Genomic DNA, 18,509 nt, shown 5'->3' on the forward strand with positions numbered 1-18,509 from the left:
TCGTGCGGGCGACGGGATGCGGAAACTATTGTGGTGCTGATCGGTTCGGGTGAAGGTTGATGAGTTCCGGTATGACACAGGTGGATTCGGACAGCGAGTTGAGCGAGGCGCGCCGGGCGATCGCGTCGGCGCGCAGCGTGGTGGTGAAGATCGGGTCATCGGCGCTCACGAGCCTCGAGGGCGGGCTGGACACGGGCCGGCTCGATCGGCTGGCCGATGCCGTCGAGGCGCGAATGCGCGCGGGATCCGATGTTGTCGTGGTGTCCTCCGGCGCCATCGGGGCGGGCATCGCCCCGCTCGGGTTGTCCTCGCGGCCGAAGGACCTGGCGACCAAGCAGGCGGCGGCGAGCGTCGGGCAGCTGGCCCTGGCGCATGCGTGGGGGACCTCCTTCGGGCGGTACGGCCGCACGGTGGGGCAGGTGCTGCTGACCGCCGGTGACTTCTCCCGGCGCGAACATCACCGCAACGCTCAGCGCACCCTGGACCGGCTACGGGCGTTGCATGCGATCGCGGTCGTCAACGAGAACGACACCATCGCCACCGACGAGATCCGCTTCGGCGACAACGACCGGCTGGCCGCGCTGGTCGCGCACCTGGTCGGCGCCGACGCCCTGGTCCTGCTGTCCGATGTGGACGGCCTCTACGACGGCGACCCGCGCAAGGGTTCGGCGACCTTCATTCCCGAGGTGCGCAGCAGCGCCGATCTGGACGGGGTGATCGCGGGCAGCGGCGGCGCGCTCGGCACCGGCGGCATGGCCTCGAAACTGTCCGCGGCGCGGCTGGCCGCCGACGCCGGGGTGCCGGTGCTGCTGGCCGCCGCCGCCGACGCCGAGTCCGCGCTGAGTGGCGCGAGCGCCGGGACGGCGTTCGCCGCGCGCCCGGTTCGCCTGTCCGCCAGGAAGTTCTGGGTCCGCCATGCCGCCGACAGCCGCGGCGCCGTCCTGCTCGACGACGGTGCGGTGCGCGCGGTGGCCGAGCGCCGCCACTCGTTGCTCGCCGCCGGCATCACCGGCGTACGCGGCCGCTTCTACGGCGGCGACGTCGTCGACCTGATCGCCCCCGACGGCGCGGTGGTCGCCCGTGGCGTCGCCGAATACGACAGCACCGAACTGCAGACCATGATCGGGCGTTCCACGAACGAACTCCCGGAAGGCATGCAGCGCCCCGTTATTCACGCCGACGACCTGGTCAAGGTGTAACGGGTATCCTGTTCTGGCAGCCTGTGCCGGGACGGCATCCGGACGGGATGGCCGCGCATCGTGGGATCGGCAAGATTCGCGTGCGGCCGATGCGGTACACGGGGGTAGGGATTCGGCGGCTCCGGGCTGGATTAACGTGCGGCCGATGCAAGGCCGAGTGAAGGGACTCGGCCGTACCGGAAGCCGACGCAACCGGCTCGCGGAGGGGCGGATGGCGAGCAGGGCTGGATATGTTGGTGGATAGGTGCCGCACCGCCAGGTTCAGTGGTCGGGAGTGACGCCGGACTGGCCCGGGGCGGGTGTCGCCGTGCTGTTCGGGATGGGACCGGTGATGCCCGGCTGACCGCCCGGGTCGTTGAGGGGTGGGCCCGCCGGTGTCGCGGGCGCCGGAGGTGCTGGGGGGCTTGATGATTCGGGTGCTGCGGGCGCAGGCGCTGCGGGCGCCGGTGCCTGCGGGGCGGGGGCAGGTGTCTGTGGGGCGGGGGCCGTCGACTGTGGGGCGGGTGCGTGGGTGGTCGGTGGTGGTGCCGTGTTCGGGGTCGACTGTGACGGCGCGGGGGTTGCTGGGGGAGTGGGGCTTTGCGAAGGCTGCTGTTGGTGGGGGGTGGAGGGTTGCTGCTGGGGCAGATGTTGTTGCGGCGCAGGGGTATTCGCGTGCTGGGTGCTCGGGGTGGTGGCGCCCGGGAGCTCGGGGGGGTCGGGTAGGGCCGGAACGCCGGTGCCCGCCACCGAATATGCGGGTTTGTAGATCATGTTCATCGCCATCAGCGCCTCTTGGCGCAGCGTCTCCTGGACCTGCTGGGCATCGATGACGCGTGCGCCCTCGAGGACGCGGGCAATGGCGCCGATCGGTCCGGCCTCGCCGGGCGGGGCAACGGCAAGCTTCACCGCCTCGGCCGCGGCGGCCACCGCACCCAGCCGACCGCCGACCTCGGCCATCACCTCGGCCATTTCGTCCAGGGCGGCGGCGAAGCTGCGGGCGCTGGCGCGCGCGGCGTCGGCGGCCGCGCCCTCCCAGCCCGCCGAATTCATCACCTGGTCACTGGAATTGCCGGTGATCGGCATCGACCCGGCGATGGCGGCGGCGCTCTCCAGCCACACCGTCGACGCCTGCAGAATCTGCGCGGCATCAATCTGCTGGGCCTTCGCGCAGATCTCCTGCGGCGGCATCGACTCGAAATGTTCCATCGCACTGATGTATTCGGGGTCGCTGCGGCGCGGTTGCGCGGCGCTCATCGGGGTAGCCTCGACGAGATTGCCCGCAGGGCAGCGGCATTGGCGGCGTCGGCCTCCGCGTACAGTCCGCCGCTGATCAGGAAGGCCTCCTTCATCCGGTAGGAGGCCGCGATGTACCGGTCCAGCGCCTCGGCGGCGTCGCGGGCCTTGCGGGCGAACCCGGCCTGCAACTGCTGCGCGGAGAAGAAGCCGCCGAAACCCTCCAACCGCGACGCCGACTCCAGGTTCTGCTGTAACGACAGCAACCACTCGGCCTGGTCCTCGTACAGCGCGGCGCAGCTGCGCGCCGCGTCCATGTCGAAACGTACTGTGCCGGTCCGTGCCGCCTGTAGGAATCGGGCGATGTCGGCCTGGCTGGTATCGGTCGTCACTGCGCACCCCCTCGGGCTCTCCTCGGTCGTGCCCAGCCTAACGGCACCGGGGCCGGGCCGGGATGTGAAACGATGTCGTTGCACTTCAGCACAGCATACGTTTGTGCAGGTGTGCCTCGTTTTCCGGATCGCGCGGACGCGGCAGATCGGCGCTGTGCCGGGCCCGGCGCGGTATGCGCGGCCGCCGGGTAATCGGTCGTCGTCATCGCGGAATGCGCTTCTGCAGGTGGGCGGCGATCTGCGGGACCGAGGCGGGCGCCAGATGAACCTGATCGCCCGCGCGGATCAGGTAGCGGCCGTCCCCGGCGACGTCGATCCAGGTGTAATAGACCGGTGCGGGCGGAGTCTCGCGGTCCAGCCGCGGTTCGATGCGGATATGCCCCTCGGCGGTATGGGCTTTGAGCAGCAGCCGCCGGATGCGGGGCGCCACCGGGTCGGCGGCGACCACGGTCTCCTCGTCGCGGATCGCCTCGGCGGCGGCCGTGCGTGCGGGCTCCCGTCCCGGCGGGGCGTCCGGCAGCAGCGCGGCGATCCGGTTGCCCAGCTTGGCACTGTGCCCGATCGAAATATGTACGTGTCCACCGAAATCCGCGGACGGCCCGGAGTCCTGCACGGCCAGCACCGCATGGTCGTAGACGGTGGCGCCCAGGGCTCGGATCTCGCTTCCGGGCGTGTGCCCGCCGCCGATGGCCACCACCCGGGTGTGCGGGCGGGCCAGAATGCGCAGGCACGCAGACAGATCCGGGTCGTAGCCCGACGGCAGGCGGCCCTGGAGCTCTCGGTGCAGCGCCTCTGCCTGTGCCTCGGTGTGCGGGCTTTCCAGGATCCGGATCGGGAACGGGTGGCGGTCCAGGCCGGTCTCGCGCCAGATGTGTGCGAACTCATCCGGGGTGAAAGACCAACTCACGCTGAAACACACCCTTCACCCGATATCCCCCCGACCCTGAACAAGCCTAACGGTGTCCCGCACCGGCGGCCAAGCGGTGTGCGATCCCGGTCCCGACGGTCACCGCTGGGCCACCGAAAGGGCAGTGGGAGGGCCGCCGGGAACGTGCATGCTGGAATGTGCACCCGGTGCCGCAGTAGATGTCCCTTCGCGATTGCGGCGCACCGGATCCGGCGCGGCCCGCCCTTGCCGCGCCGGGCTCGCGGTCCGGTACCCGTGTGTGCGGTGCCGGGTGCGCACACAGAGTGATAGCGGGCGCGGTGCGGTCTGCAAGGGGTTGTGCAGACCGCTCCCGCACGCCGCAGTCCTGGGAGGTACACGAGGTGTACGTACCGCAACCCGGCGATCCGCAGAGTTGGGCCGGTGGTCCCGGCGCCGCTCTGCCCGATTGGCACGAGCTGCTCGCGGCATTCTGCGGGCACATCGGCGACGAGCCCGACACCCATCCGGTGACCGGCTGGGCCCGCGCACTTGCCGAACTGCATCTGGCCAGGCGTGACTTACCGCTGCGCACCGCCGAAATCGACAGCCGCCGAGCCGAACTCATCGTGCGAATCGACGACTGGGTGGGTCGGTACATCCGCGGTCCGCACGCCCAATCGCTGGGCTCGCTGGTCGACGGCATGGCCGCCGCGCAGGTACGCGCGATCGCGCTGCTGCGGACGGCGGACGACGCCGCCGACGAGCGGGTGCACGCGGCCTGGTTCGCGCTGGCCGAACTCGCCGACGGCTGGACGGATTCAACTAATAAGCCCGATTCCGCGGCGCGCCGGATCGGACGGTTCCGCGCCGCGGGACAGTGATCCGCGCGCAGTCGCCGGTCGCCACCGTAACTTCGCCCGTTCGGATACCCGGGGTTTGATCGGGGCTGCTTTCGGGAATCTTCATGTGACCCGGAACAACAGGTTCATGATCAGCGGGGCGGACATCGCAATGAACAGCCGAGCCGAGGAGTACCCGAGGCCGTCCAGCGCAACCGGGCCGGGCGGGATCATGTCCGATGGGGGTCCCCGTGCGCCACAGTCCTCCCGCGACCTGACATCGGCGGAATCGCTGCGGCGGCTGGCCCTGGTGCCGTTCGGCCGAATCGTGTTCTCGCGGTACGCATTGCCGACCATTCGCCCGGTCAACCATCTCGTCGACGGCGAGACCATCGTGGTGCGCACGAATCACAGCGCGACCCTGTCCGCGGAGCGGCAGGTGGTCGCGTACGAGGCCGATCGCATCGACGAACACACGCGCCGCGGTTGGTGCGTGATCGTCACCGGGACAACCGAAATGATCGAGGATCCGGTCGAGGCGCAGCGCTACCGCGAGCGGCTGCGGCCGTGGCTGCCGGGGCCGGGGGACCACATCGTGCGGATCGTCCCGGACATGATCACCGGGCTGGAGTTCATCGATCCGGACGGCGCGGTTTCCTAGGCGCCCTCAGTAGCCGGCCGCAACGTCGATACGGGCGAGCAGCTCGCGGCCCTGGACGAAGCGGGACACATTCTCGGTCACGTGCTCGGCGAAGGCGACGCTGCGCAGCTGGTGGGGATTCGAATCGTGCGGGGTCACCATCGCATTCGGCAGATCCCACAGCGGGTGGCCATCGGGCAGCGGTTCCGGATCGGTGACGTCCAGCCCGGCCCCGGCAATCGTGCCCGCGCGCAGCGCCTCGACCAGCGCGTCGGTGTCGACCAGGCTGCCGCGGGCGATATTGATCACCCAGGAGGTCGGCTGCAGCCGGGCCAGCTCGGCCCTGCCGATGAGATGGCGGGTCTCCCGCGTGGCGGGCGCGGCCACCACCACATGATCGACGCGCGACCAGATCTCCGAGAGGCGATCGGCGGGAACGGTTTCCACCACGCCGGGCCGGTCGATCGGTGCGCCGGAGCGGTTCACCGCGATCACCCGCGCGCCCAGCGGCGCGAGCATGTCGATCAGCTCGCGGCCGATCCCGCCCGCGCCGACGACGGCCACCGTGGCGCCGCGCAGGGTGCCCATCCGCGGGGCCAGCTCCTTGTGGCGCCAGCCGCGGGCGGCCAGGTGCGCGGGCAGCTGGCGCACGCCGGCCAGCAGCAGCATCAGGGTGTGCTCGGCGACGCTGTGGGCGAAGGCGCCTGCCGCAGAGGTGAATACGACGTCGCGATGGCAGTCGAAGACGGGTGTGCCGAACCATTCCTCCACGCCGGCCGAGAACAGCTGCACCCACTCGATGCCCGCGGGCAACCGGTCCGGAAATCCGGCAGGGCCGCCGTTCCAGATCAGCGCGCGGGCGCGGTCGAGCTCGGCCGGTTCCCCACCTGCCGCGGTGATCGCCTTCTCCAGCAGCGGGGTGCGGGTCGGGCCCAGCGCGATGGGGGTGGGCGTCATGGTGTCTCCTGTACGTGCTCGGGGCGGTCGGTTTCGACGGTAGCGGGTGTGATCGGCGGCGGCACACCGGTGGCTGATCGGCGTCGGACGCATCGTGCGGGGCCGAATGCCGGGGTGAGGCGAACCGGTGTGCGACCGTCCGGCGGCGCATGGCGTGGGGACCGGTGCCGTGGTGAGCTGAACCGGTGAGCGACCGTCGGGCGGTGTATCGCGTAGGGACGGATATCCGGTTGAGGTGAACCGGTGAGCGACTGCCGCGCGGCGGGATGGCATGGGACCGATGCCGGGGTGAGCTGGGTCGGTGTGTGACTGTCGGGCGGTGTATCGCGTGGGCCGGGTGCCGGGGTGAGCTGAACTAAGCGCGACTGTCCGGCGGTGTATCGCGTGGGGACGGATGTCGGGGCGAATCGGTGTGCGACTGTCGGGCGGCGCGTGGCGTGCGGACGGATGTCGGGGTGAGCTGGGTCGGTGTGTGACTGTCGGGCGGTGTGTCGCGTGGGGACGGATGTCGGGGCGAATCGGTGTGCGACTGTCGGGTGGCGCGTGGCGTGCGGACGGATGTCGGGGTCAGCTGGGCCGATGTGCGACCTCGGGTGGCGCGCAGCGTGGGACGGATGCAGGGTGGTGAGCTGGATCGGTGCGCGACTGTACGGCGGTGTACCGCGTGGGGACGGGTCCCGGGGTGAGCGGCGTCCAGGGATGCGATTGGCCGTGGGGGTGGCGGGCTAGACCCGGTCGGCCGTGTCGGGGTCCTCGTCGAGGTCGACCTCGACGTTCTCGCGGTCGGCCCATTCCAGCAGGGGGGTGATGTCGAAGACCGCCTCATCTATCCCGGCGTGCAGGTCGCCCAGCTTCGCATAGCGCGCGGGAACCGTCGTGATGGTGAAGTCGCGGGGTTCGATGTCGGGGACCTCGTCCCAGTGCACCGGGGTGGAGACCGTGGCCTGGGGATTGCCGCGCACCGAGTAGGCGGCGGCGATGGTGTGGTCGCGAGCGTTCTGGTTGTAGTCGACGAACAGCAGCGAGGGGTCGCGGTCGCGCCGCCACCACGTGGTCGTCACGTCCTCGGGGGCGCGGCGCTCGACCTCGCGGGCGAAGGCCAGTGCGGCCCGGCGCACGTCCTGGAAGCCGTACTCCGGCGCGATGCGCACGTAGACGTGCAGGCCCTTGCCACCCGAGGTCTTCGGCCACCCGACCGCGCCGAGCTCGTCGAGCACCTCGTGCACGACCCCGGCCACCCGCTGCACCCGGGACCAGGGGCAGTCCGGCATCGGGTCCAGGTCGATGCGCCACTCGTCGGGCTTCTCGGTGTCGAAGCGGCGGGAATTCCAGGGGTGGAACTCCACGGTCGACATCTGCACCGCCCAGATGACATCGGCGAGTTCGCGCACGCAGAGTTCGTCCGCATGCCGCCCGTAGCGTGGAAAGTACACGCGCACAGTGGGAATCCACTCCGGTGCGCCCCCGGGCAGCCGCTTCTGGTGGACCTTGCCCCCGGGCAGTCCCTTCGGGAATCGGTGCAGCATGCACGGCCGGTCCCGCAGCGCGTTCACGATGCCGTCGCCGACGCTCAGGTAGTACTGCACCAGGTCGAGCTTGGTGGCCCCGGTATCGGGGAAGTAGACCCGATCCGGATTGGACACCCGCACCGAATGATCGCCGACCGTCAGCTCGATCGCCGGCGACGCAGACTTACTGGCCACCCGTCCGACAATAGCGACTCGATCATGTTCGCATCGGCGCTAACACGGAACCGGGGCGAGGCGGGCGGTGCCCGACTCGGTTGTGGCGGCAGAGTAGCTCAGGGCACGATCGCCTCGACGCCGGTGGCCCATCGGGCGCCACCGGGCCAGGTGCACGGCTGCGCGCCTAGCCGAGTCGCCGGTGCATGGTGGGCACCTGGACTGCGGACAGGCCGCTGTTGAAACGACCTTGGCCGCCTGATCGACTGTCTGGATGCCCTGCGGCGTTTGATGTCCGAGTCCGGGCCCGGGCGCTCGCGCGAACCGAGTAGGGCAGTCGCCGCGGTCGATGAGTTTGCAGGGGCGGCGCCGTCTGCCTTCTGAAGCACAACCGTGTGGCCGCTGGGCCGCGCGGCTAGGTTATCGGCGGGCCGGCTGGCTCGGATCAGGAGGATTCTCGGGTGTCGGATGTCGTTACGAGCGATGAGCTCTGGGCCATGGCCCATGCCGAACGTGCGGCCCTGGCCGACGATCTCGCCGGCCTGGACGACAGCGAGTGGGCGCGGCAGTCGCTCTGCGGGCGCTGGACGGTCGAGGAGGTGGTGGCCCACCTGACCGCGGCGGCGAGTACGGGCCGGTTGGCCTGGCTGGCCAGTGTCGTCCGGGTCCGGTTCGATTTCGACAAGCACAACGAGCGTCAGCTGGCAAGACATCGCGGCGCCACCCCGGCCGAGACGTTGGAGCGGTTCAAGGCGATCCGTACCAGCACCACGGCGCCGACCGGGCACACGGCGGCGTGGCTGGGGGAGGTTGTCGTGCACGCCCAGGACATTCGGCGACCGCTGGGGATAGCGCGCCAACCCTCGATCGAAGCCGCGACCGAAGTCGCACGTTTCTACGCCGGTCGCAACTTCACTGTTCCCAGCCGGACCATGATCGAGGGGCTGCGCCTCGAAGCGACCGACGGTCCCTTCGCGGCCGGATCCGGTCCGGTGGTGAGCGGCACGGCGATCGCGCTGACGATGGTGATGGCGGGCCGCACCGCCTATCTCGACGATTTGACCGGGCCGGGTGTAACTACGCTGCGCGGACGTTAGGCGGAGTGAATGGTGTGTCACCCCAACGGGTGTGCGCCATGCACTCGGGGCCACGCTGTGCTGTGATTCGAGGGTGCCGAGTGTTCGGCAGCCACGTGGTCCCCTCCGCGTCGGCACCAGCCCGAGCACTGTGGCCCCTCGGCCCGCCGCATGACAGGAGACCTCTGATGGGTTCGTTCGATGTGCTGCTGGACGACGAGCGTACCCAGCTCGACGCGTTCATCGAGGACTATCGCACCGCGATCGAGGCGACCCTCGACGGACTTACCGAGGAGCAGGCTCGCTGTCGGCTCGTTCCTTCGGCGACGACCTTGCTCGGGTTGCTGAAGCACGTCACGTGGATGCAGCGGGTGTGGTTCGAGGAGTGCGTGGGTGGCACGTCTCGCCGGGAGCTCGGGCTGGTGCAGAGTCCGGACGAGTCCTTCCGGCTCGCGCCGGACGACACCATCGCCTCGATCACGGCGGCCCACCAAGAGGCCTGCGCCACGGCCCGGAAAGTGGTCGAGGGCCTGCCGCTGGACACCGTCGTGACCGGCCACCGGGGCGGGCCTCGCACGCTCAGCTGGGTGTACCTGCAAGTGTTGCGGGAGCTCGCCCAGCATTGCGGGCACGCCGACATCCTGCGCGAGCAGATACTGGCCGAGTGAATTCTCCCGGCCTGGTCTAACTGGGTGTGGCCAGGGCGAAGGGCAGGACCGCGGGTGCTCCGGCGAGCCGGAGGCTGTGGGCGGCGAGGGTGAAGGTCCACCCGGTGTCGGTGAGGGCGTCCACCAGCAGGATCGGGCCGTCGAGCTCCGTGAGGTCCGGGGCCTCCCAAGAATCGAGGAGGGCCGCAACGCGGTGGGCCGAATTGGCGGCCGAGACCGGCGGGCGCCCCGGGCGCGGGGGCAGGGTGCCCAGGTCGCGCAGGCGGCCGATGCGAGCCAGGCGGGCGGCCAGATCGGCGGTCAGGCGCGGATGCGTCGGCGATGGCAGGGCCAGCACCGCGGTGGGGCGCTGGGCCCAGGTCCACTCGCGCAGCACGGCGATGCAGGCATCGACGATGTGATCGGGGACCGGATCGTCGGGGCCGTCGAGCAGGGGGCGCAGCCGCTGACCCCAGCCCAGGTCGCTCAGGCGGCCCAGCACCCGGCCCGTCTCGGCGCCCTCGGTGATCTTGCCGGACAACGGAACTCCCAGCTTCGCCATGCCGGACGGCCATTGTTTGCGCGGGGACAGGTCGATGCCGGGCCGATCCAGGCGGGTGCGGATGGAGGCCAGATCGTCGGTGTCGACCGTCGTATCGGCGCGGCGGCCCGTGCAGTTGTCGCAGCGGCCACATACCGAATCACCCTGCAGGGCTGGGTCGTCCAGCTGGCGGCGCAGGAAGCTCATCCGGCATTCGGTCGTCGACTGGTAGTCGATCATCGCCTGCTGCTCGACCTCCCGGGCCGCCGAGAGGCGTTCGTAGCGCTCGGTGTCGTAGTCCCAGGGCCGTCCGGTCGCGAGCCAGCCGCCGCGCACCCGCCGCACCGCGCCGTCGACGTCGAGCACCTTGAGCACCATCTCCAGCCGGGACCGATTGAGCTCGACCAGCGGTTCCAGCGCGACGGTCGACAGCGGGCGTTCGGTATCGAGGGCCTCCAACACCGCACGGACGATGTGTTCACGCGGAAAGGCAACGGAGGCAAAGTAACTCCAGATGCGCCTGTCCTCAGGGCCCGGCAGGAGTACCACTTCGGCGCGGGCGGTGGCGCGGCCGGCGCGGCCCACCTGCTGGTAGTAGGCGATCGGGGAGGAGGGCGCGCCCACGTGCACGACGAAACCCAGATCGGGCTTGTCGAAACCCATCCCGAGCGCCGACGTGGCGACCAGCGCCTTCACCTCGTTGTCCAGCAGGGCCTGCTCGAGGACCTCGCGCTCGGCCGGATCGGTCTGGCCGGTGTACGCCGCGACCCGGTGGCCGTGCGAGCTGAGCACATCCGCCAGATCGTGCGCGGCCGCCACGGTGAGGGTGTAGATGATGCCCGAGCCGGGCAACTCGTGCAGATATCGGCTGAGCCAGGCGGTGCGGCGCACCGCATCCTCGATGCGGACCACCGAGAGGTGCAGCGACTCGCGATCCAAGCTCCCGCGCAGAACCAGTGTGTCGGTGCCGATTTGGGCGGCCACATCGGTGACGACCCGGTCGTTCGCCGTTGCGGTCGTGGCCAGCACCGGGACATCGTCGCCCAGATCCGCGATGAGAGTACGGATGCGGCGGTAGTCGGGCCGGAAGTCGTGTCCCCAGTCCGAGACGCAGTGCGCCTCGTCGATGACCACGAGCCCGGCATCCGCGGCCAGCTTGGGCAGCACCGAATCGCGAAAATCCGGATTGTTCAACCGCTCCGGGCTGACCAGCAGCACATCGACGTCGCCGGCGGCGACCTGGGCGTGGATATCGTCCCACTCGGTCATGTTGCCCGAGTTGATCGTGGCGGCAACGACGCCCGCCCGTCGCGCGGCGGCCACCTGGTTGCGCATCAGTGCCAGCAGCGGCGACACGATCACCGTCGGCCCGCGCCCGGCCGCCCGCAGCAGTTTGGCGGAGATGAAATAGACCGCCGACTTGCCCCAGCCGGTGCGCTGCACGACCAGCGCCCGGCGCCGCTGCCGCACCAGCGCCTCGATGGCGGTCCACTGGTCTTCCCGCAGCCGGGCGCCCGCCCCGGCCAGCTCGCGCAGCAGCCCCTCGGCGGATTCCCGCAGCTCGGTCGTCGTCATGCCGCCCATCGTGCCCGACCCCACCGACATCCGTCCGCCACCCTGCACATCCGCACCTTTTCGGTCGTCGTGTTCAATGTATTCGCAGCGGACGGTTCCGGCTGCTGACCGGCCGCGGTGTCCGGTCCGGCGCCCGGCGTTGCGAAGAATGCGACATCTCGCCCGCGGGTGCGGCCGTGACCTGGTCATATGACTACGGAACCGGATCGGCGAACCCCACGTCGAACTAGACGAAACGATCTGCAGCCACTTTGTATGGGGAGGTCGAGCGTGAAAAAGAGTCAGGGATGCCGCATCTCGTGGCGCAACGGAATCAACCCCCGCCCGCCGCGGGGAGGCCGCGGCCATCGGCCCGGTGAGCTCTGCGAACGGCTCACCCCGCGGCCCACTCGGCGCCCACCGAGTCAGGAGGGGTGCGAATGAACGCCACCGCGCCGCGGTCGGCGCCCTCCTTGTGCGCGCACGGTCCGCTCGCTGCTCCGGACAGGACGCGTTCGGATGCGCCGGGCTGTGGCGCCGAGAGATCGACAGGTCGCTGCAGTGACGCCGTTCCGGCGGCAAGTGCCCGGGTCCGCGATCAGCCGTGTGACGCGGCTCCGGCCGGGAGTGTCCGGTCTTGGAACGGGCAGCGCGATGCTGTTTCGGCCCGCAGCGCCCGGGCCCAGGACCGGCAGCGCGAAGCGGCGAACCTGGAGGGTGGCGGGGGACATGCCGTTGACGACGAGATTCGACGCAAGTGTGCGGTGCCGACGTGGAAGCGGGTGCGGCGCAATGTATGCGTGACCGCGGAATCTCGCGCGGCGCTGAGCCCTGTTGCCCGCCATCGGCTGCTGGCCGCGGCGGCGCTTCCCGCGATGGCCGCGGACACGGTGCTGAGCCACCAGTCGGCGGCGGTGGTCTACGGTGCGCCGGTGTGGAGCGTGTCGCTCGATCGTTTGCACGTCACCCGCAATCGACGGCACGGCGGCCGAATCAAGCCGCACGTCACCGTGCACTGCGCCCCACTGGAATCCGCCGCCGAGGTGGACGGCATGCTGCTTACCACGCCCGCGCGCACCATCGTCGACCTCGGGCTGACTCTGCCCTTCGGCACCGCGGTCGTGGCCGGTGATCGACTGGTCCGCGAATTCGGTATCACCGCAGCCGATCTCGCGTCCGAGCTGGAATTCGCCAGATACCGCCGCGGCATCCAGGCGGCGCGGCGCGTGGTCGATTTCCTGAATCCGCACAGCCGGAGCACCGGCGAGTCGATCAGCCGGATCATGCTGCGAGGCCTTGATCTGCCGATGCCCGCACCCGACGGCGAGGTATTCACCCGCGACGGTCGCTTCCTGGGCCGGGTCGCCTTCTACTTCGGTGACAGCGGCGTCGTCGGTGAATTCGAGGGCAGCGCCATTGCCGAGATTCCGGGAGGCGTGAGCCCCGTCGACGCGGCGCTTTCGCAGCGGATCCGATGGAATAGACTGCGTGACAACGGATTCCAGGTGGTCACGTGGACTTCGAGCGAGCTGGCCGCCAACACCGTCGCTGTTCGCCTCCTCGCCGCCTTGGCGGATACCCACCGCCCCTCCGGTTACATTCGCCAGGCCGCTCTCCCGGACCCTCGGCCACTGCACATCAGGAGACTCCACGTGCAACCCACAAACGACCACACCTGAGCAGCGCGACAGATGCAAGGGCCGCTAGCCTCACGGCGCGTCGAACTCCGCCCGCCCGGCCGGAAGCGTTACGCGAGGCCCGCACGCGCGCGGGCGTTTTCGAGCGGTCGGCGGTGATCAGCCGGTCGGGCCAGCCGATCCGCCTGGCTCGCCGGGATCGACGCGCGAGGCTCGCACTTGTGCGGGGGCGCCGAGCTGATCAGGCGGTCTCCGCGGCCAGCGCGAGGAGATGCGCCCGCACCAGGGCAGGGCGTTCCTCCGGGATGAAATGTCCGCAGCCGGTGACGTATTCGACGGTGTAGTCGTCGGCCGCTGCGGTCTCGGCGGCGGCGAGGGAATGGTGGATCGCGCGGTCGTCGAGGCCGAACAGGGCGCGGATCGGCAGGGTAGGGCGGGGGTGCGCGGCGCCTCGCCCGGACAGCGCCTCGTGCAGCAGGAACGTGCGATAGGTGTCGGTTGCGGTGCGCGCGACGACCGGATCGCGAAAGCGGGCGGTGTAGGTGCGCACCACATCCGGGGTGAATTCGGTGTGGTCGGTGACGCCGAACCGGAATATCCGGTCGATGTAGTTGGTGTGGCGGTGCAGCGGCATGCCGAACGTGGCCACCAGCGGTTGGTACAGCAGGAAGCGCCAGGCGTGGGGTGCGAGGGTCCGCGGGGTCTGCCACGGGTGGGCGATGTTCAGCGGCGCGAAACCGGCGAACCGTTCCGGCTCGCGCAGCACCATGCGGAATCCGATGAATCCGCCCCAATCGTGCCCGACCAGCAGCGCCGTGCGGGGATCGTCGGGAAGCAGCGAATCCAGCAGGGCCAGCAGGTCGCTGGCGACGTCGTCCTTGGCCCAGCGATGCGGGGGTGGTCCGGACCAGCCGTATCCGGGCAGGTCCGGTGCGATGAGGCGCATCCCCTCGGGCGGATCGGCGAGCAGGTGGCGGTAGGCGTAGTGGTGCTGTGGCCAGCCGTGCAGCAGCAGGAACGGCCGGCCGTCGGCGGGGCCCGCCTCGGTCACGTGGAACCGCACGCCACGCGCGGTGACGTGACTGCGGCGCACCCCGGGTATGGACGGCGGTCCGGAGATCGAATCGGGCATGTCACGGATGCTATCTACTCCGGCCCTGGCGAGTCGCCTCCAGGCGATTTCCGTGTCAGCGCCGATAAATCCGGCGGCGGGCGGGACAATGGTTGCCGTCGCGGCGATGATTCTCGGGCACCGCGGAAGCAGGGAGGACGGGCGATGCCGAAGAAGTTCGAATCACCCCCGGGCTGGGCTCCGCCCGGCGCACAGTTCCAGAGCCGGCGCAGAACCGGTGGCAACCTGCTCGGCGTGCTGATCGGGCTCGTGCTCACCCCGGTCGGAATCGCCTTCGCGGCCAAGGGCGGCGCGGACATCCGCTACTGGGTGATCGTCGGCGCGGTGACCGATCGGTGGACCGCCGCCGGGGAGATCCTCGTCGGATCGGTGCTGCTTATGCTCGTGGCGGCGCTGGCCGCCTTCTCCCCGGTGGGGACCATGGTGGGAAGCCTCGTGTGGGGCATCTTCCCTGGGGTCCTGCACATTCTGTTCCCGGACGACACCTTCCGGCTGATCGGTGATCTGCCGTTCGTCAATTCCGTCTGGCAGGTGGCACTGCATTCGTGGGTTACCAACGGATTCGCGCTGATCTCCGGATTCATGCTGCTGGGAGCGGGATTCGCGGGCTTCGTCCGCCGCCGCTGACGGACCCTGAAATCGCCGCAACCCCGCGGCGGGCGCACACCCGGCCGGTTCGGACCGGGCATGCACCGATCGACGTGCCGCGAAAAGGTCTGCGCGGAACGCGATCGGCGCACGCCCGGGTCGGTCAGCCCTTGACGCAGAGCACCTGCCGCAGCGTCGCCACGACGTCGACCAGATCCTGCTGCGCGGCGATCACCTGATCGATGTCCTTGTAGGCCGAGGGGATCTCATCGAGCACCCCGGCGTCCTTGCGGGACTCCACCCCCTCGGTCTGCGCGACCAGGTCGGCCACCGTGAACTGCCGCTTGGCGGCATTGCGGCTCATCCGGCGACCCGCTCCGTGCGAGGCCGAGTTGAACGACAAGGGGTTTCCCTTACCGCGCACCACATACGAGCGGGTACCCATCGATCCCGGGATCAGCGCTAGATCGCCCCAGCCCGCCCGCACCGCGCCCTTACGGGTCACCAGCATCGGCACTCCGTCGATGGTCTCCTCCGCCACATAGTTGTGGTGGCAGGAGATCGGCTTGTCGAAATGCACCGGCAGCGTGGGGAATTCGTCGCGCACGGCCTGGCAGATCAGAGCGAGCATGACCGCGCGGTTTCGCGCGGCGTACTCCTGCGCCCAGGTCAGATCGCGACGGTAGGCATCCATTTCGGGTGTGCCCGACAGGAATACCGCCAGATCGCGATCGGGCAGCTGCTGGTTGTGCGGCAGTGCCCGGGCCACGCTCATGTGCCGCTCGGCGAGTTCCTTACCGATATTCCGGCTTCCGGAGTGCAAAAGGATCCATACCTGATGGGAGGTATCGATGCACAGCTCTCCGAAGTGGTTGCCGCCGCCGAGGCTACCCATCTGCTTGTGCGCCTTGGACTCGCGTGCCTGCACCGCGGGATCGAGGTCGGCGAAGGCGTCCCAGAACCGCTTCCAGCCCGCGCGCAGAGTAGTCCCGGCGCGGTGCTGGCCGAACGTCCGGGCCTCCAGCCGGGTGACGTCCACCGGATCGGAATGCGCCGCGAAGCCCATCGGAACCGCCGCCTCGATCCGCGAGCGCAGCGAACCGAGATCGTCGGGCAGATCCGAGGCCTTGAGCGAGGTCCGCACCGACTCCATGCCACAGCCGATATCCACCCCGACCGCGGCCGGTGCGACCGCATCTCGCATGGCGATGACCGACCCGACCGTGGCCCCCTTGCCGAGGTGCACATCGGGCATCACGCGGACGCCGTGTACCCATTCCAGCTGCGCGATGTTTCGCAGCTGCTGCAGCGCGGCCGGCTCGACCTCGTGCTCGTGGGCCCACATGAGCGTCTGCGCGCGGGTACCGCGCAGCTCGACGGGAAACATTCTTCTCACCTCTCGTGTACTGGATTGCCAGTTCACGGTAGGGGGCCGGAGGTGGGAATCGCATCCCAATTAATCCGGGCGATCTCGCGCCGGCGCGATGATGTCAGCCTGCGGGCTCGTATACCGAGATGTGCCAGGCGGATTCGCCCGGAAGCTGAACTGTCGCGCGGCGCTCGTGTGGTCCGCGGACGGGGTCACCCACTTGGAATCCCTTGGTGCGCAGGTCGTTCAGCGTCGCATCGAGGTCGTCGACCTTGACCGCCAGGAACGGGCTCGACTCGTCGCGATCGGTCCCGGCGAGCATGATGCGGACCCCGCCCGAGTCGAATTGGGCAAAGCGGTCGCCGTCGACGACGGTGGGAGCGCCGATCAGCGCGGTGAGCAGTTCGACTGCGGCGGTCAGGTTTTCGGCCGGATACGCCGGGCTGATTCGCTGTACTGTCATTTCGGCTCCAACGCCTTGCGCAGTGCCGCGAACGCCGCGGCATTGGCCCGCCGGGCATCCGGCAGGAAGTCGGACATGGTCAGGAATCCGTGGAACATCCCATCGTACCGATGTATTTCGGCCTTGACACCGGCCGCGGTCAGCGCGCGCCCGTACGCCTCGCCCTCGTCACGCAGCGGATCGTATTCGCCGGTCACGATGTAGGCGGGAGGCAGGCCGGTGAGATCCGCGTGGGCCGGGGCCGCGTGCGGATCGGCGGGGTCCGCGTCGCCCAGGTACTGCTCCCAGTACCAGCGCAGATGATCGTCGGTGACGAAGTAGCCCTGCGCGTTCTCGCGGTACGAGTCGCTGGATCGGGTGGGATCGAGGAACGGATACAGCAGCAGCTGCAGCGCCAGTGCGGGTCCGTTGTGGTCCCGGTTCAGCAGCGCGCACACCGTGGCCAGGTTGCCGCCCGCGCTGTCCCCGGCCACCGCCAGCCGGGCCGGATCGCCGCCGAATTCGGAGGCGTGGGCGGCGATCCAGGTCAGCACGGCATACGCATCGTGCGCGGCCGCCGGGAAACGATGCTCGGGGGCGCGGCGATAATCCACCGAAACAACCAGGGCCCCTGTGGCATTGGCCATCTCCCGGCAGAACTGATCGTGGCTGTCCAGGTTGCAGATCACGAATCCGCCTCCGTGACAGAACATCACGACCGGAAGCGGCCCCGCGGCATAGAGCGGTGTGTATATGCGGACCGGAATACCGGCAGCGTGATCCGGCCCCGGAACCACTCGATTCTCCACGGCGGCAACGGGTATCGGCTCGATCGGTGCCGGGGGACGGGCCGCGAGCAGGCGGCGCGCCTCGGCGGCGTCGAGTACCTTCGTGCCCAGGGCCGGGAACGCGGCCGAGGCCGCGTCCACTACCGCCCGGGTATGCGGTGTCATCGACATCGGCGCGCCCCTATGCCCCGAGGTCGGGCACGATGAACTTCCCGGCCGCCAGACCGCCGTCGATCGCCACCTCCGCGCCGGAGATGTACGCCGAGGCATCCGAGGCCAGGAACGCCACCAGCTCGGCGACCTCCACGGGCAGACCGGTGCGCTGCAGTGGCAGCGTCGGGAAGCTGCCCGGCCCGGTCGTCAGCGTCGGGACCATCGGGGTCGCGATCGGCCCCGGATGCACCGAGTTGACGCGAATGCCCTGCGGCCCCAGCTCGAGCGCCGCGGTCTTGGTCAGGCCGCGCAGGCCCCACTTGGACGCGCCGTAGGCGCTGTGGCGCAGCAGTCCCTCGAGGCCCGCCTGCGAGGAGATGTTGACGATCGAGCCGCCCCCGGCCTGCACCATGGGCTCGACCACGGCCCGGATGCCGCGGAACGCGCCGACGAGGTTCACCCGCAGAATCCGGTCGAACTCGTCGGGCTCGGTGTCCACCAGCGGCTTCGCGGTGTAGATGGCCGCGTTGTTCACCAGCACGTCCAGCTTGCCGAATTCGGCGACCGCCACCGCGATCGCGGCGTTCCAGTCGTTGTCGTCGGTGATGTCGTGCCGCACGAAACGTGCCGCGTCGCCGAGGGATTCGGCCAGCGCCTTGCCTTCGGTCTCCAGCACGTCGCTGATCACGACCTTGGCGCCGCGGGAAACGAACAGCTCTGCCTCGGCGGCGCCCTGGCCGCGGGCGGCGCCGGTGATGAGGGCGACTTTGCCCGCGAGATCAACCATGAT

18 protein-coding genes are annotated in these 18,509 nt (G+C 69.8%); 7 read left to right on the forward strand and 11 right to left on the reverse strand.

The features are described 5' to 3' along the window. Positions 1-71: 71 nt before the first annotated feature. Positions 72-1,199, forward strand: a complete 1,128-nt coding sequence (gene proB, locus ABH933_RS27985) for a glutamate 5-kinase (protein ID WP_429413002.1) — start codon at positions 72-74, stop codon at positions 1,197-1,199. A 261-nt stretch (positions 1,200-1,460) separates the two neighbouring features. Here the strand turns inward: proB and ABH933_RS27990 are convergent, their stop codons facing one another. The 3 genes from ABH933_RS27990 to ABH933_RS28000 form a co-directional block, all read right to left on the reverse strand. After that, positions 1,461-2,435, reverse strand: coding sequence for a hypothetical protein (locus tag ABH933_RS27990; protein ID WP_429413004.1), 975 nt, complete (start codon positions 2,433-2,435; stop codon positions 1,461-1,463). Then, the gene (locus ABH933_RS27995) at positions 2,432-2,806 is read right to left on the reverse strand and encodes a hypothetical protein (protein WP_429413006.1); all 375 of its coding nucleotides are present in this window, start codon (positions 2,804-2,806) and stop codon (positions 2,432-2,434) included. Before ABH933_RS27995 ends, ABH933_RS27990 begins: the two co-directional genes overlap by 4 nt. A gap of 202 nt (positions 2,807-3,008) precedes the next feature. Next, complete coding sequence (locus ABH933_RS28000; protein ID WP_429413008.1) at positions 3,009-3,713, reverse strand: ESX secretion-associated protein EspG; 705 nt, start codon at positions 3,711-3,713, stop codon at positions 3,009-3,011. A 362-nt stretch (positions 3,714-4,075) separates the two neighbouring features. Between ABH933_RS28000 and ABH933_RS28005 the strand changes: the two genes are divergently transcribed. Together ABH933_RS28005 and ABH933_RS28010 are read left to right on the forward strand one after the other, a co-directional pair. Beyond that, positions 4,076-4,555, forward strand: a complete 480-nt coding sequence (locus ABH933_RS28005; protein WP_429413010.1) for a DUF4254 domain-containing protein — start codon at positions 4,076-4,078, stop codon at positions 4,553-4,555. A gap of 190 nt (positions 4,556-4,745) precedes the next feature. After that, positions 4,746-5,174: a pyridoxamine 5'-phosphate oxidase family protein gene (locus ABH933_RS28010; RefSeq protein WP_429413012.1), complete on the forward strand. Its 429-nt coding sequence runs from the start codon at positions 4,746-4,748 to the stop codon at positions 5,172-5,174. Between the two features lie 6 nt (positions 5,175-5,180). On the opposite strand, the gene ABH933_RS28015 is transcribed toward ABH933_RS28010, so the two are convergent. Both ABH933_RS28015 and ligD read right to left on the reverse strand, forming a co-directional pair. Further along, positions 5,181-6,110: a D-isomer specific 2-hydroxyacid dehydrogenase family protein gene (locus tag ABH933_RS28015; protein ID WP_429413015.1), complete on the reverse strand. Its 930-nt coding sequence runs from the start codon at positions 6,108-6,110 to the stop codon at positions 5,181-5,183. A 725-nt stretch (positions 6,111-6,835) separates the two neighbouring features. Continuing rightward, on the reverse strand, positions 6,836-7,813 hold the full coding sequence (gene ligD, locus ABH933_RS28020) for a non-homologous end-joining DNA ligase (protein ID WP_429413017.1): 978 nt from the start codon (positions 7,811-7,813) through the stop codon (positions 6,836-6,838). Positions 7,814-8,253: 440 nt separating this feature from the next. Between ligD and ABH933_RS28025 the strand changes: the two genes are divergently transcribed. Continuing rightward, positions 8,254-8,889, forward strand: coding sequence for a maleylpyruvate isomerase family mycothiol-dependent enzyme (locus ABH933_RS28025; protein ID WP_429413019.1), 636 nt, complete (start codon positions 8,254-8,256; stop codon positions 8,887-8,889). 167 nt (positions 8,890-9,056) lie between these two features. After that, a complete protein-coding gene (locus ABH933_RS28030) occupies positions 9,057-9,536 on the forward strand; it encodes a DinB family protein (RefSeq protein ID WP_429413021.1) in 480 nt (159 codons plus the stop codon). 16 nt (positions 9,537-9,552) lie between these two features. Here ABH933_RS28030 and ABH933_RS28035 read toward each other — a convergent pair whose 3' ends face one another. Then, on the reverse strand, positions 9,553-11,640 hold the full coding sequence (locus ABH933_RS28035) for a RecQ family ATP-dependent DNA helicase (RefSeq protein WP_429415552.1): 2,088 nt from the start codon (positions 11,638-11,640) through the stop codon (positions 9,553-9,555). A gap of 770 nt (positions 11,641-12,410) precedes the next feature. On the opposite strand from ABH933_RS28035, the gene ABH933_RS28040 reads away from it, so the two are divergent. Continuing rightward, complete coding sequence (locus ABH933_RS28040) at positions 12,411-13,289, forward strand: hypothetical protein (RefSeq protein ID WP_429413023.1); 879 nt, start codon at positions 12,411-12,413, stop codon at positions 13,287-13,289. 199 nt (positions 13,290-13,488) lie between these two features. Here ABH933_RS28040 and ABH933_RS28045 read toward each other — a convergent pair whose 3' ends face one another. Further along, positions 13,489-14,379, reverse strand: a complete 891-nt coding sequence (locus ABH933_RS28045; RefSeq protein WP_429413025.1) for an alpha/beta fold hydrolase — start codon at positions 14,377-14,379, stop codon at positions 13,489-13,491. Between the two features lie 144 nt (positions 14,380-14,523). Here ABH933_RS28045 and ABH933_RS28050 point away from each other — a divergent pair, with 144 nt between their 5' ends. Continuing rightward, the gene (locus tag ABH933_RS28050; protein WP_429413027.1) at positions 14,524-15,006 is read left to right on the forward strand and encodes a hypothetical protein; all 483 of its coding nucleotides are present in this window, start codon (positions 14,524-14,526) and stop codon (positions 15,004-15,006) included. Between the two features lie 124 nt (positions 15,007-15,130). Here the strand turns inward: ABH933_RS28050 and ABH933_RS28055 are convergent, their stop codons facing one another. The 4 genes from ABH933_RS28055 to ABH933_RS28070 all read right to left on the reverse strand — a co-directional run bounded on the left by ABH933_RS28055 (position 15,131) and on the right by ABH933_RS28070 (position 18,506). Continuing rightward, positions 15,131-16,354, reverse strand: a complete 1,224-nt coding sequence (locus ABH933_RS28055) for an RtcB family protein (RefSeq protein WP_429413029.1) — start codon at positions 16,352-16,354, stop codon at positions 15,131-15,133. Between the two features lie 103 nt (positions 16,355-16,457). Beyond that, positions 16,458-16,799: a VOC family protein gene (locus ABH933_RS28060; protein WP_429413031.1), complete on the reverse strand. Its 342-nt coding sequence runs from the start codon at positions 16,797-16,799 to the stop codon at positions 16,458-16,460. Continuing rightward, positions 16,796-17,737, reverse strand: coding sequence for an alpha/beta hydrolase (locus tag ABH933_RS28065; RefSeq protein WP_429413033.1), 942 nt, complete (start codon positions 17,735-17,737; stop codon positions 16,796-16,798). Before ABH933_RS28065 ends, ABH933_RS28060 begins: the two co-directional genes overlap by 4 nt. Positions 17,738-17,747: 10 nt before the next feature. Continuing rightward, a complete protein-coding gene (locus tag ABH933_RS28070; RefSeq protein ID WP_429413035.1) occupies positions 17,748-18,506 on the reverse strand; it encodes a glucose 1-dehydrogenase in 759 nt (252 codons plus the stop codon). Positions 18,507-18,509 lie beyond the last annotated feature (3 nt).

It is taken from the genome of Nocardia sp. GP40, from assembly GCF_050434125.1.
Taxonomy (GTDB): Bacteria; Actinomycetota; Actinomycetes; order Mycobacteriales; family Mycobacteriaceae; genus Nocardia; species Nocardia albiluteola.

Coding starts and splice junctions, on each gene's coding strand:
- proB (WP_429413002.1), top strand. CDS start 72: ATGACACAGGTGGATTCGGACAGCGAGTTGAGCGAGGCGCGCCGGGCG.
- ABH933_RS27990 (WP_429413004.1), bottom strand. CDS start 2,435: ATGAGCGCCGCGCAACCGCGCCGCAGCGACCCCGAATACATCAGTGCG.
- ABH933_RS28010 (WP_429413012.1), top strand. CDS start 4,746: ATGTCCGATGGGGGTCCCCGTGCGCCACAGTCCTCCCGCGACCTGACA.
- ABH933_RS28015 (WP_429413015.1), bottom strand. CDS start 6,110: ATGACGCCCACCCCCATCGCGCTGGGCCCGACCCGCACCCCGCTGCTG.
- ABH933_RS28030 (WP_429413021.1), top strand. CDS start 9,057: ATGGGTTCGTTCGATGTGCTGCTGGACGACGAGCGTACCCAGCTCGAC.
- ABH933_RS28035 (WP_429415552.1), bottom strand. CDS start 11,640: ATGGGCGGCATGACGACGACCGAGCTGCGGGAATCCGCCGAGGGGCTG.
- ABH933_RS28045 (WP_429413025.1), bottom strand. CDS start 14,379: ATGCCCGATTCGATCTCCGGACCGCCGTCCATACCCGGGGTGCGCCGC.
- ABH933_RS28050 (WP_429413027.1), top strand. CDS start 14,524: ATGCCGAAGAAGTTCGAATCACCCCCGGGCTGGGCTCCGCCCGGCGCA.
- ABH933_RS28055 (WP_429413029.1), bottom strand. CDS start 16,354: ATGTTTCCCGTCGAGCTGCGCGGTACCCGCGCGCAGACGCTCATGTGG.
- ABH933_RS28060 (WP_429413031.1), bottom strand. CDS start 16,799: ATGACAGTACAGCGAATCAGCCCGGCGTATCCGGCCGAAAACCTGACC.
- ABH933_RS28065 (WP_429413033.1), bottom strand. CDS start 17,737: ATGTCGATGACACCGCATACCCGGGCGGTAGTGGACGCGGCCTCGGCC.
- ABH933_RS28070 (WP_429413035.1), bottom strand. CDS start 18,506: ATGGTTGATCTCGCGGGCAAAGTCGCCCTCATCACCGGCGCCGCCCGC.